This is a genomic window from Akkermansia sp. N21116 (assembly GCF_029854705.2).
GTDB lineage: Bacteria > Verrucomicrobiota > Verrucomicrobiia > Verrucomicrobiales > Akkermansiaceae > Akkermansia.
In genome coordinates, this window is the sequence record NZ_CP139035.1 from 816013 (window position 1) to 828581 (window position 12569).

The 12569-nt window shown below is 54.0% G+C and carries 15 protein-coding genes; 10 read left to right on the top strand and 5 right to left on the bottom strand.

Annotated features, from left to right (window positions below):
• Positions 1-41: 41 nt before the first annotated feature.
• The gene (locus QET93_RS03105) at positions 42-491 is read right to left on the bottom strand and encodes a hypothetical protein (RefSeq protein ID WP_280125424.1); all 450 of its coding nucleotides are present in this window, start codon (positions 489-491) and stop codon (positions 42-44) included.
• A gap of 57 nt (positions 492-548) precedes the next feature.
• On the opposite strand from QET93_RS03105, the gene QET93_RS03110 reads away from it, so the two are divergent.
• The 3 genes from QET93_RS03110 to QET93_RS03120 are packed head-to-tail and all read left to right on the top strand — an operon-like array spanning position 549 to position 3287.
• Complete coding sequence (locus tag QET93_RS03110; protein WP_280125425.1) at positions 549-1319, top strand: hypothetical protein; 771 nt, start codon at positions 549-551, stop codon at positions 1317-1319.
• Between the two features lie 52 nt (positions 1320-1371).
• Positions 1372-1962 (top strand): 16S rRNA (guanine(966)-N(2))-methyltransferase RsmD, encoded by a 591-nt coding sequence (rsmD, locus tag QET93_RS03115; RefSeq protein WP_280125426.1) that lies wholly within the window; start codon positions 1372-1374, stop codon positions 1960-1962.
• Entirely contained in the window at positions 1959-3287 is a 1329-nt protein-coding gene (locus tag QET93_RS03120; protein ID WP_280131391.1) for a glycosyltransferase N-terminal domain-containing protein, read from the top strand. Before rsmD ends, QET93_RS03120 begins: the two co-directional genes overlap by 4 nt.
• On the opposite strand, the gene rsgA is transcribed toward QET93_RS03120, so the two are convergent.
• Genes rsgA through QET93_RS03135 form a run of 3 tightly spaced genes read right to left on the bottom strand, consistent with a single transcriptional unit; the run spans position 3265 to position 5980 of the window.
• Positions 3265-4386, bottom strand: a complete 1122-nt coding sequence (gene rsgA, locus QET93_RS03125; protein ID WP_280131390.1) for a ribosome small subunit-dependent GTPase A — start codon at positions 4384-4386, stop codon at positions 3265-3267. The two genes, QET93_RS03120 and rsgA, sit on opposite strands and share 23 nt — an antisense overlap.
• Before the next feature lie 12 nt (positions 4387-4398).
• Complete coding sequence (locus QET93_RS03130; protein ID WP_280131389.1) at positions 4399-5355, bottom strand: pepsin/retropepsin-like aspartic protease family protein; 957 nt, start codon at positions 5353-5355, stop codon at positions 4399-4401.
• Entirely contained in the window at positions 5336-5980 is a 645-nt protein-coding gene (locus QET93_RS03135; RefSeq protein ID WP_280125430.1) for a phosphopantothenoylcysteine decarboxylase, read from the bottom strand. Before QET93_RS03135 ends, QET93_RS03130 begins: the two co-directional genes overlap by 20 nt.
• A gap of 13 nt (positions 5981-5993) precedes the next feature.
• Between QET93_RS03135 and QET93_RS03140 the strand changes: the two genes are divergently transcribed.
• Positions 5994-7253, top strand: a complete 1260-nt coding sequence (locus QET93_RS03140) for a cysteine desulfurase family protein (RefSeq protein ID WP_280131388.1) — start codon at positions 5994-5996, stop codon at positions 7251-7253.
• A 14-nt stretch (positions 7254-7267) separates the two neighbouring features.
• Here QET93_RS03140 and tsaE read toward each other — a convergent pair whose 3' ends face one another.
• Positions 7268-7717 (bottom strand): tRNA (adenosine(37)-N6)-threonylcarbamoyltransferase complex ATPase subunit type 1 TsaE, encoded by a 450-nt coding sequence (gene tsaE / locus QET93_RS03145; protein WP_280125432.1) that lies wholly within the window; start codon positions 7715-7717, stop codon positions 7268-7270.
• Between the two features lie 95 nt (positions 7718-7812).
• On the opposite strand from tsaE, the gene rplU reads away from it, so the two are divergent.
• From rplU to QET93_RS03175, 6 genes are all read left to right on the top strand, one after another.
• The gene (rplU, locus tag QET93_RS03150; RefSeq protein ID WP_280125433.1) at positions 7813-8130 is read left to right on the top strand and encodes a 50S ribosomal protein L21; all 318 of its coding nucleotides are present in this window, start codon (positions 7813-7815) and stop codon (positions 8128-8130) included.
• A 24-nt stretch (positions 8131-8154) separates the two neighbouring features.
• Positions 8155-8412, top strand: coding sequence for a 50S ribosomal protein L27 (rpmA, locus tag QET93_RS03155; RefSeq protein ID WP_280125434.1), 258 nt, complete (start codon positions 8155-8157; stop codon positions 8410-8412).
• A gap of 135 nt (positions 8413-8547) precedes the next feature.
• Positions 8548-8994, top strand: a complete 447-nt coding sequence (locus QET93_RS03160) for a transcriptional repressor (RefSeq protein WP_280125435.1) — start codon at positions 8548-8550, stop codon at positions 8992-8994.
• A gap of 17 nt (positions 8995-9011) precedes the next feature.
• Complete coding sequence (gene sufC, locus QET93_RS03165) at positions 9012-9764, top strand: Fe-S cluster assembly ATPase SufC (protein WP_280125436.1); 753 nt, start codon at positions 9012-9014, stop codon at positions 9762-9764.
• Positions 9765-9794: 30 nt separating this feature from the next.
• A complete protein-coding gene (sufB, locus tag QET93_RS03170; RefSeq protein WP_280131387.1) occupies positions 9795-11228 on the top strand; it encodes a Fe-S cluster assembly protein SufB in 1434 nt (477 codons plus the stop codon).
• Between the two features lie 9 nt (positions 11229-11237).
• Positions 11238-12473 carry a SufD family Fe-S cluster assembly protein gene (locus tag QET93_RS03175; RefSeq protein ID WP_280131386.1) on the top strand — a complete coding sequence of 412 codons (1236 nt, stop codon included), beginning with the start codon at positions 11238-11240 and terminating at the stop codon, positions 12471-12473.
• Positions 12474-12569: the final 96 nt, after the last annotated feature.

The window sequence follows — 12569 nt, forward strand, 5'->3', positions numbered from 1 at the left end:
CCCGTTTGGATACATGAATGGAAACGTTGCCGATTGTGATTTTAGTCTAATCTTTTTTCCCATGACGTAGCTTTCCCGTTGACGAACTGGACGAAGCCCGTGTTGACGGGGACGTAGGTGACGTTATTCATGTAGCCAAAGCGGTTATAATAATAAGGGTATGGCCCCCAGTAACCGCCTCCCCAGAGAAAAGGAGAAGGTGTGGCGACCGGTTGGAGGCTGGAGTAAAGCCAGCGGACGGTATTTTTCCCATTGATTTTGCCTTCGCTGACGGAAGTCGGGTGCCCCCATGCCAGAAAAACGGCAGAAGGCGGCATGCCTTCTTCCAGGCGTCCTTGCTGAACCGCGTTTTTGTACTGAGGAGGCAATTCGTTAAAGACGGACGGATTTGCCTGGATGCGAGATTGGGGCGTCGCGGAACAGGCAACAAGAAGGATACTTGCTGTCGCTAGGGCCAAAATAGGAAGGATGCGTGACATTAGTGGTTTCATATCATTCATTTTGACTCTTGCCAAGATGCTTTCGCTGATTAATATGACGTCACACAGATGAAAACATTCAAACATTTTGCCTCCATTTTTATGGCCGCCGCCATGGTTGCCCCTTCTTTTGCCGCAGCCGATTCGGCAGAAACGCCTGTTATTGGTGGTTATCTTCCTGAAAACGGTCTTGTCCAAGGTGCCTTGGTGAGGGTAGAAGTGGATCAGGAACTTCCTGCTTTCTTGCAGAAAATTCAGAATATCAGCAACAGTCGTCCCCAGGAAGAACAGCAGGAACTCGCCAAGCTGGTCAAACCCGGTTATCCTTTGCCTTTCGACGAGCGTTTCGGGCTGAGTAAGGAAGAATACGCCAAGTATATTGAAGTTTGGAACAAAAAGAAGATTGTCGATGTCGCTCCGGTCGTTGTCGGCATTTCGGCTACGCCCGACAAAAACGTATGGAAAATGCTTTCCAGCACGCAAACGACCCCTCTTCCCTTAAGCACTCTGGAATACAATTCCGCCAAGAACATGTGGATTTCTCCGAATGGCGACTTGACCTTCAAGGGCAATGTCGTCCATACGGCGGATTATCAGTTGGGTGCCTGGAAAGGCCAGGAATGGCTTCTTGAGAAAAAGGATTCCATCTCCCAGTTTGCGGAAAACATTATTATCGGCAAGACGGACGACGGCAAGTTTGTGTATATCATCTATAATATTCTCGAATTGACGAACGAAGGCCGTCCGACCTGGAATGACAGTTTCATTATCCGTATTCCCGTCGGAGCAGCCAAGAAAGATCCTCTTCTTGAAAAGGCCAAGCAGAGCGTCGGCAAGTAAGAATTGTTGATTGCCGGATTTTCCGTTTATTCTCCGCTCCGATTTCCCATCCATGCGCATTATTAGCGGAAAAGCCGGCGGTATTACCCTGCAGGTTCCCAAGGGCGAGGTTCGTCCGACTACCGACAGGGTGAGGGAAGCGCTTTTCTCCATTCTGGGGGAACGCGTCGAGGGGGCTTCCGTATTGGATTTGTTTTCCGGTTCCGGGGCTTTTGCCTTGGAAGCGTTGAGTCGCGGGGCTTCGTCATCCGTTATGGTAGATGTATCCCGTGCGTCCTGCGAGGTTATCCGGGCGAATATGAAGAAGGCTGGGCTCTCCGGAGGTTCCGTCCTGTGTGCGGATGCCGTATCCTGTGTGAGGCGAGATGCCGCATCCGGCCTGAAGCAGTATGATATCGTGTTTGCCGATCCTCCCTATTGCAAGGGGCCGGCAGACAGGGATTTCATCGCCGAACTGGCACAAGCCGAGGTCTTTCGCCTTGTGAAGCCGGATGGATTGTTTATTGCTGAAGCCCAGGAGGGCTGGGGCGTGGCGGGACAGGACTCGATGGAATTGAAAGGGTTGAAGTTGCTGGATGCGCGGCGTTACGGCAAGAATGTCATTATGATTTACGAGAGAAGCGGAAAGGGAGAATTGCCATGAATGCGTTGAAGTGGATGATCCGGATTGTTTATGATGTCATCTACCTGTTTTTCCTGGTTTTTGCGTTGCCGGGTTACTTGCTTAAAATGAAGCGCCGCGGCGGATTCGGGACAGGGCTTTTGGAACGTTTCGGCTGGTATCGCATCCCGGCGGAAGAGGAGCCTACAGGCGGTTTGTTCATTCATGCAGTCAGTGTAGGGGAAGTCATGATTGCCTTGAAATTGATCCGTGCCTGGAAGCAGACGGAAAAAGGCCCTGTCGTTCTTTCTACGACAACATCCACAGGGCATGCTACTGCCCGTGAGACCGGTCTGGAAGGTGTACGCGTTCTCTATGGCCCCTTGGATATTCCCGGTTTGCCCGGCAGATGTCTGGATCGATTCCGTCCGGATTTGATCGCTTTGGTGGAGGCCGAGCTTTGGCCTAATTTTTCATATGCGGCTTCTTGTCGCGGGATTCCGATGTGCATGATTAATGCGCGTCTTTCCTTCCGGTCCGAGAAGCGCTATCGGATGGTGCGTCCGCTGACGAGATTGTTCTTTTCCGCTCTTTCTGCGATGGGAGTTCAGGATAAGGAGGATGCCAAGCGTTTCGCCGGGATTGGAGTAAACCCTTCGATTATCCATGTGACGGGCAGTATTAAATTTGACCAGGAGTCGGCGATGCAGCCGAAACTCCGCTCTGAGTTTGAGGAAATCCTGCGCGTGCTTTCGCGTGGTAAATCCGTGGTGCTGGCTGCCAGTACTCATGCCGGAGAGGAAGTTTTGATTGCACGTGCTATCCGCCAGGCCGGAGGATTCCCCCTGATTGTCCCACGCCATGCGGAACGCCGTCAGGAAGTAGCTCTTGCCTTGGAAGAAGACGGCTGGCAGTGCGTGTTGAGATCGGAAAAAGCGATACCCAAGACTTTGCGAGAAAATGTTTGCTATGTGGCTGATACGACGGGAGAACTTCGAGACTGGACAGCTCTGGCCCAGGTTGCTGTGATCGGCAAGAGTTTTCTGGCTGAAGGCGGACAGAACCCTGCCGAGGCTGTTGCCTGTTCCGTTCCTGTAGTAACGGGACCTCACATGGAGAATTTCTCCGCTTTGATGAATCTTCTGATCGGGGTGGACGGTGTAACTCAGTGTCTCCCTGAACAATTGGCATCGGTTCTGGACAACTTTGTGGGCAATCCTCTCATTGCACATGCCCAGGCTTCGCGAGCCATGGTAGCGTTGAAAGCCCATTCGGGAGCGACTCGCCGCACAATCGCCATGATGCAATCCTTGCTTCCTTCGCGTGACGATGGGAGAGAGACACTTAATGCCCTGAGCGCCGATTAGGATTTTGGCGCCTCTCGAGATCCAGCCTGTCTTCGTAATTGCGGGCTTGAACCTTCTTTTCTCGCTTTTGGGCACGTTCTATATTCATCTGGCGTTTTTTTTGACGCTGAATGAGTTTGCGTATTTCTTCCTCCAAATTGAGGAAGTGGAGGTAGCGCTCTTCGGAAAGTTCTCCCCGGTGCACGGCGTCCCGGATAGCACATCCGGCGTCATTGCCATGGCTGCAATCGGCAAATTTGCAGAGTCCGGCTAATTCGGTGAGGTCGGCAAAGCTTTCCCGGAGGGTGTGTTCATCCGTCCACATTTGGATTTCGCGCATTCCCGGGTTGTCGATGAGAATCCCTCCCTTGGGGAGGATGACGAGTTCGCGAGCCACGGTTGTGTGGCGTCCTTTGCCGGTAGTTTTGTTGACGTCGCCGGTCCAGAGCCATTCTTCTCCGAGGAGACTATTGACAAGAGTGGATTTACCGACGCCCGACGAACCGACAACGGTGAGGGTAACGCCCGGTTTGACGAGTTTGAGGAGTTCCTTGATTCCTTTTCCTGTGAGTGCGCTCACGGGGATGACAGTCGCTTCCGGCGGGAGTTCGCGGAGGCAGGAGATGGCATTGTCGAGGTCGCTTTTATCGTAGCAGTCGATCTTGTTGAGCAGGATTACGGGGGAGGCTCCGCTTTTGCGGATGAGCGTGAGGTAGCGTTCCATGCGCCGCGGGTTAAAGTCCGGGCCGGGATCGGTTACCACGATGACGATGTCGACATTGGTCCCGATGACTTGCTCGGCGCTGCTTTTACCGGGTTCTTTGCGTGAGAATTGAGTGAGGCGAGGCAGAATAGCGCGGATGACGGGTTCGTCGCCCGGCTTGCCGGGGTCGATGGCGACCCAGTCTCCGACCGCAGGCAGTTCAGCATCTGTGGCGGCATCGTGCCAGAGTTTGCCGCTGACGACGGCATCGAGTTCTTCACCTCCGTCCAGAAGGACGGAAAAGTTTATTTTGGTTTCCCTGATCAGGCGACCAGGAAGCCAGCCTTCCTTGGCGATAGCGCGGAAAGCTTGTTCGAAGTGGTCATTCCAACCGATATCGGAGAGCGTCAGGGGCATGCGGGGGAGATGTCAGGGATGGTCTTGCTGTGCGTATGGGGCAGGGCGTATGCGGATGGTGCCCCTTCTCATGTCGATCAGCATATCGAATTGGCGTAACATATCCAGCCCCAAGATACAGGGAATAGCGTTTTCCGTCAGTACGGGTTCTACTCCGGGCAGGGTCAAGGCATTCCCGAAGCAGATATTGAGGGGCGTGCCGCGGCGTCTTGTCTCCGTTCTGGATATCCGGGAGTTGATATCGGCGGTTTCCTGAATTACGAGGGATGTCGGTCCGTTCGGCCAGCAGGAAGCGGGAACGGAAGTGAAAGTGGCTCCGCTGTCGATCAGAAAATCCAATTCCCGGGTTCCCGTGTTTCCGGAAATAGTGATGCCTCCCAAGGAATTTTTGCGGCAAGGGATGGGGAGGAAACCGTCAGGATGGGGGGTGGAGCCGGGAAACCACTGGAGACGGCCCTGTGAGGCGGAAATTACGAAGGGAGCAATGCCAAGGCTGTTCATGCCGAGGATGCCGTCAACGGGAGTGCCCAGTGCGGATCGAAGGGAAGATATGTCCATGACGACGGCAAAGAACGAACGCTGGACGGATTCTCCCAAGCGAAGTGTGCCGACGGCAAAGGCTTCCGGAGATGAGATGACGTTGCTGCCCGGTTGCAGACAGATGGGACTCCGGGGAGAGCCGGGGAAGTTGCGCTGGATGAACTGCGTGTCGAACACGGTATGCGTCGTGCCCGTATCAACGATGAGAGTACAGGGCTTACCGTTGATCCATGCGCTGACTAGCAAAAGGCCGGAGGCGGGATCTTGCCGGAGGACGATGGAGTTTGGCGGCGTGGAAGCAGGGGTAGTCCAAGAGGGAACGGGGGTGTAGGTCATGGGAGCTCCCGTGGCTTGCCGGAAGGCGAGCAGAGCGATTGCTGAGAGCAGGACGGGGAGGATGGCTCCGTATTTACGGATGAGTCCGTTCATGGATGTTGCAGGCGCGGTGGATGATTTCCACGGCAATGGTCTCTTTCGGGGCTTTTTCCAGAAAATGGGAAGCTTCCGGTTCAATGAGTGTGACTTCGTTGCACGAACTATCGAAGCCGATGTCGCGGCGGGAGACATCGTTGGCGACGATCATATCGCACTTTTTTCGTTCCAGTTTACCCCGGGCATAGGTTTCCACATCGTTGGTTTCCGCAGCGAACCCGACGAGAGTTCCCCGGAATCCGAAAACATTGCGCATGGAACCGAGAATGTCCGGCGTACGTTCCAGTTCCAACACCATGCGGTCGGCCGTTTTTTTGATTTTCTGCGCTGCGACGGAGACGGGACGGTAATCCGCAACGGCGGCACAGAGAATGGCGATGTCGGCCTTGTTGCAGTAATTGGCTACGGCATCGTACATTTCCTGGCAGGATTCCACAGGGAGGAAGTCGACCCCATGCGGAATATCCAGAGATGTGGGGCCCGAGATGAGGATAACTTGGTGGCCGTGGTGGACGGCAGCTTCCGCAAGGCAGTACCCCATTCTGCCGGAGGAACGGTTGCTGATGAAGCGGGCAGGATCGATGGCTTCCCTCGTGGGGCCGGCTGTAATGAGAAATCGCATAGCTGGCTGCATTATGGCACGTTTTTTCCGGAGGGGAAGCCGGGATGTGCGCTTGACTCGTCATGGCGGGGCTGGTTCCAATATCGGGGTGATCTACTGGGATAACAATGCTACGACGCCCATTGCGGATGAAGTCTTTGCCGCAATGGAACCCTACCTGCGGGATTGTTTCATGAATCCCTCTGCCGACTATGTCTCAGCGCGTGCGGTGAGACGTGCCATTGAGGAGGCTCGGGAACATGTGGCACGCCTGGCCGGAGCAAGCGCGTGCGAAATCGTATTTACGTCCGGTGCTACAGAGGCGATCAATACGGTGTTGCGGGGTATGGCCCGGATGGGAACTGCCGGGTCGGCATCCCATATGATGTGCGTGGCAACCGATCATGATGCATCTTTGCATACATTGCACCAGTTGGGCAGGGAAGGGGTGGTGCTGCCCGCGGAATGTCCGGTGGATCGCCAAGGTGTCGTCGATTGTGATGCATGGGCGCGTTTTGTTCGTGAGGAAGATGTGGCTGGAGTATCTCTGACCTGGGTCAATAATGAAACGGGAGTCGTTCAGGATGTAGCCTCGTTGTGCGCTTGTGCCCATGAAGCCGGGGTGCCCGTGCATGTGGACGGGGTGCAGGCTCTAGGCAAGATCCCGGTGGATTTGCATGGGGTCGGGGTCGATTATGCTTCGTTTTCCGCACATAAGATGCATGGCCCCAAGGGGGTCGGCGCCTTGTATGTAAAGTCTGGGTGTCGTATGCCGGTGTTGTTGTTCGGTGGCGGACAGGAAGATGGTCGGAGATCCGGAACGGAAAATGTGGCCGGCATTGTCGGCTTTGGGGCGGCAGCCGAGCTGGCGGCCCGTCAGTTGGATGAGGCTGCCTGTCGCATGAGGCGTCTCAGAGATGCGTTTGAAGGCAGATTACAGGCTGCCCTCGACGGGGTGGAGATTCAGTCTGCCGGGAGTGAACGTGTCTCGAATACCTCCAATATCTCTTTTGCGGGTTGTACGGCCCAGGCTCTGATGTTGTTGCTGGAACCGCTTGGCATGCTTTGTTCTGCCGGTTCGGCTTGCAGTACGGCCAATCCTCATGCATCGCATGTGTTGACGGCTATGGGACTTTCCGATGCGGAGGCGAGGAGTTGTCTTCGTTTTTCCATTTCATCTATGACGACGGAAGATGAAATGGAACATGCGTCCGGTCTTGTGATTGAAGCCGTGAGGAAAGTGCGTAGCGTCCAGTCCTCGAAAACGGGGCCGGTTATGGTATTTCGTCCGTAAAATAAGGGAAAAGGTCAGTTTGCCTGGTGCAGGGTGACGAGGCGATCTTCCGGACCTTTGTGTTCAATCAACAACCATTCCGTCGTGTGCGGCAAGGCATCCGGGAACATGTCCGCCCATTCCACGATGAGGATATCGCCCCGGGAAAGGTAATCCTCCCAGTCGATTTGACTGAGTTCTTCCTCGTGTTTTAGTCTGTAAAAATCGAAATGGCTGGCCGGATGACGTCCGTCCCGGTGCTCGTGGACGAGAGAAAACGTTGGACTTACCGCTCCGTGGGAAGAGCCGAGCCCTTTCATGATTCCTTGGGTCAGATGCGTCTTGCCGGCACCCAGATTACCTACTAATGCCAGGATTTCTCCTCCCTCCAGCAGGGCACCGATCTGTTCGCCCAGTGCGGTCATTTCCTCGGGGGAATGAACCGATACCGGGCCTTCATTAAAAATTTTATACCATTTTTTCATAATCGTGTGAAATTTTGCTTGCGTTTTAATCGATGGCGTGATGAACTCCGTCACCCGCAGTTTTTGTGGATTCATCAACTTAAGAAGTGACAGCAATGGCATACGCAGTTTTCAAAACCGGTGGCAAGCAATATCGCGTGCAAAAGGGAGATTTTATCGTTGTGGAACGCATCAGCGAGCTTGAAGAAGGCTCTGATACCGTGTTCGACCAAGTACTGATGGTGGAAAATGAAGGTTCCGTCAAAGTGGGTGCTCCCATTGTGGCTGGCGCTTCCGTTTCCGCTAAAGTCGTCAGCCAGTGCCGTGGCAAGCATGGCGTGGCTTTCAAGTTCAAGCGCCGCAAGGGCTTCCACAAGAAGAAAGGTTTCCGTCGCGCCCTGACGAAGCTCGAAATCACCGACATCAAGGCTTAATCCTCTACCCAATCATTTCAAGTTATGGCACATAAGAAAGGTCAAGGTTCTGTAAGGAACGGTCGTGACTCCCGCAGCAAGCGCCTCGGCGTGAAGAAGTTCGGTGGTCAGGCCGTTATCGCCGGCAACATCATTATCCGTCAGCGTGGTACCAAGTGGCATCCCGGCCGCGGTGTTGGCATGGGGCGTGACTACACGATTTTCTCCCTTGTGGATGGTCGTGTGTTTTTTGACCGCGATGGTCGCCGCGTCAATGTGGCTCCGGAAGAATCCGCCAACTAAGTTGGTATCTATTCCAATTTCCGAAAGGCGGTCATCAGTGATGGCCGCCTTTTTTAGTTTCGAATTTTGAGAATTGTTCTTGATTCTGTGAGGCTGATTGTGAATTAATGTCGTACCACAACCTTTTATGAACAGATGATTAATCCTAAAAAACATCCGACACCCTCTCCCAAGTCTCATTCGACTCTGCCGACAGTCGCCGGATTGCGTCTGACTCGCCAGCGTCAAGAGGTTTATCATGTGTTGATGGAGAAACGGGATCATCCGACGGCCGGAGAAGTGTTTGCCCGCGTTCGGGAACGGATGCCCTCCATTTCCCTGGCGACTGTTTATAATTGTTTGGATGCTTTGGTTGCTCACAGGCTGGTCAATCAAGTCAACTTTGAACGGGAGCCTTCACGTTTTTGTCCCAATCTTGTCGATCATGGTCATTTTCAGGATACCCAGACCGGGAAAATCTACGACGTGACCTTGAAGCTCGGGGCTAAGCTGGAGCAAATTCTGAATATGCCCGAAGGCGTTTGTATTGACGAGGTGGATATCACCATTAAAGGCGTCATTCTCAACCGTCCCAAATCCTGATTGTTTTCATAGGAAAAATGAGTCTGATTATTAATGACCTTCATGCCAGCGTGCAGGGGGTTGAAATTTTGAAGGGGATCAACCTGGAAATTCCCAAAGGTGAAGTCCATGCAATCATGGGGCCTAATGGTTCCGGGAAGAGTACTTTGTCCAAAGTTATTTGCGGTCATAAGGATTACGAAGTCACTCGTGGAGAGATCCTGTTGGACGGTCAGAACGTCCTCGACATGAGCGTGGACGAACGTAGCCGCGCCGGTATTTTCCTGGCTTTCCAATACCCGATGGAAGTACCGGGGGTTTCCAACGCCAATTTTCTCCGGGCGGCTCTGCAGGCTCGCATGCCAGAAGGAGAAGAACTGGGAGCAGTCGATTTCTATAAAATTTTATATGCGAAAATGGCGGCTCTCGGGATGGATCGAAAATTTACGTCGCGTGCTGTCAATGAAGGTTTTTCCGGAGGAGAGAAGAAGCGGAATGAAGTGTTGCAGATGATGCTTCTGGAACCATTGTATGCTATTTTGGATGAAACGGACTCTGGTCTTGATATTGATGCCTTGCGTATCGTTTCCGAAGGAGTCAACTCTATGCGTTCTCCCTTCCGCAGCTTCATGGTGATTACTCACTACAAACGCCTGCTGGAGTACATCAAACCGGACGTTGTTCATGTTCTGGCCTACGGTCGTATTGTCCGCACGGGCGGTTACGAACTGGTCGATGAACTTGAGGCCAAGGGCTACGAATTCCTCAAGGAACAAGGCCTGGGTAACTGAGGAAGCGTAAGAAGAGGGGGGCCATACGAAATGAGCGATTCAACATCATCATCCGTTTCTGACAACGGAATTCTGCAGGACATCGACAGGAACAAGGGAGATTTCCACTTCCCGGAAAGCCACAAATTCGATGCTGGTTTCGGCCTGACGCGCGATGTGGTCAATTACATTTCCGATGTCAAAGGGGAACCGGACTGGATCCGCGAGTTCCGGCTGAAGGCGTTGGAGGTCTTTGAAAGCAAACCCCTGCCGACGCACTGGGCCACCCACCAGCTTGAGGAACTCGATTTCGACAAGATACGCTATTATCTTTCCCACGGCTCGGAATCCAAGCGAAGCTGGGATGAAGTGCCCGACGATGTGAAGCGGACTTTCGAGCGCCTCGGCGTCCCGGAACAGGAGCGTAAATTTTTGGCTGGTGTCGATGCCCAGTACGATTCCGAGTCCGCCTATTCCAGCATGCGCGAGGAATTGCGCGAGCAGGGCGTCATTTTCGTGAATCCGACGGAGGGTTTGACGGAGTATGAACACATCTTCCGTCCCTGGTTTGGCAAGGTGATTCCGACGGGGGACAGCAAATACTCCGCCCTCAACAGCGCGGCTTTCTCTGGCGGCTCCTTCATTTACATCCCCAAGGGTGTGAAGCTGAAACACCCCTTACAGGCCTACTTCCGCATTAATTCTCGCGATTTCGGTCAATTCGAACGTACGCTGATCATCGCCGACGAAGGTGCCGAGCTGATGTATATGGAGGGCTGTACGGCGCCTCAGTTCGATACTTCTACCCTGCACTCGGGTGTCGTCGAACTCGTCGCCATGCCTCACGCCAAAATCCAGTACGTGACCGTCCAAAACTGGGCATCCAACATTTTCAACCTCGTCACCCAGCGCGGCATTGCCCATGAAGGGGCTGAAATCCGCTGGATTGACTGCAATATTGGGGCTGGCCTGACGATGAAGTACCCCTGCGTCATCCTCAAGGGGCGCAAGGCCAGAGGGGAAGTGATCTCCATTTCCCTCGCCAACACCGGGCAGCATCAGGATACCGGAGCGAAGATGATCCACGTCGCGGATGAAACGACATCCAACATCGTTGCCAAATCCATCAGCATCGGCGAAGGGCGGGCCAGCTACCGTGGCCTTGTCAGCGTTGCCAAGGGGTTGAAGGGATGCCGGAACAGTACGGAGTGCGATGCTCTCCTGCTCCATGCCAACAGTCGTACGGATACCTATCCGGCCATTACCGTTCATGGGGACAGCCATGCTGTCCAGCATGAGGCCTCCGTGTCCCAGGTGTCGGAGGAGATGCTCTTTTACATGGAACAGCGCGGTATTCCGCGTGCGGCCGCCATGTCGCTGGCCGTTAATGGATTCATTAATGATCTGGTGCAGGAATTTCCCATGGAATATTCCGTGGAGCTTCGTCGCCTGATCGATATGGAAATGGAAGACAGCATTGGATAAGGAAGCAAAATGACCGATCCCGCAACAACACAGACCGCTATCCGTCCTCAATGGTTTTCAGAACAGGTCCTGGCTGCCCAGGCTGCCTATGAAGCCTTGCCTGTTCCCATCCGCCTTGATGAACAGTGGCGCTTTGGTGCTCGCAAGGGAGCCGATTTTTCCGCTTTTGTCCCGGCTGTGCCGAGGGAGAACTACGGAAGTTCTGGCCGGTTGCTAGAAGATGCTGTTACCGTGGAAATTCTCAATGGCATCTGGTCAGGGGTTGAAGGTGTACTTCCCGACGGCTTGGAGATTCTTTCCCTGGAGCGCTGGATTGCCTCTGATGAAGCCGAAGCCCGTGACTGGCTGGGCAGGGAAGTTGCGGCTCTTGGCTCTGCTCCCTGCGTTGCCTGGAATCGTGCGATGATGACGGAGGCCGTCGTGGTGAAGGTGCGTCCCGGCGTATGCGTCGAAACGCCCGTGGAAATCATCTGGCGCGTTGAGGGCGAATCCGCCGCTATCTTCCCGTATACTCTCGTCCTGGCCGGGGAAGCTTCCTCGATCAATCTTTTGGAGCGCCATGTCGGTTCCGGCTATGTCCCTCAGCTTGCCGTCGGCGTGCAACGCATCGAAACTGCGCCGTCATCCTTCGTCCGCTATGCCTTGCTGCAACAGATGACAACGCTGGGTTCGGCTTTGGAAGTGGGACAGGCCGATTTGCGAGACAATGCACGTGTGGAACATCTTTCTGCTCATTCCGGCGCTCTCTGGACGCGCCAGGAACTTACCAGCCGCATGTTAGGCAGCGATGCCTGGGCGGAACTCATGTCTGTGGCTTCCCTGGACGGCCATTGCGTGTTGGATCAGCGTACCCACCAAGCTCATCTGACTCCCGGTTCCGGTAGTAATTTGATGTACAAGACCGTTCTCCGGGGGGCTTCCCGTAATGTTTTTGCCGGCATGATTCGCGTCGAAGAGGGAGCCCATGGTACGGATGCCTACCAAAGTAACCGCAATCTTTTGCTGAGTGATGCGGCGGAATCCGATTCTCTGCCGGGGCTTGAGATTCTTGCTGACGGCGTCCGTTGTTCCCATGGTACGGCTACTTCCTCCATAGACCCGGAAGAAGTATTCTACCTCCTTTCCCGCGGTATTCCCAAAGCCGAGGCTGAACGGATGATTGCCGCTGGTTTTCTGCATCAGGCCAGTATGAAATTCGGATATTCTCCCATTGTGGAAGCCGTGATGAAGTCGATTGAGCGATAGTATGGTTGTTAAGGTGGCTATGAAAGATTGATCCTATGGTTATTTCCAGGCATGAAAAGAGGCACCCTCGCCGGGTGCCTCTTTTCGGTTGGGAAT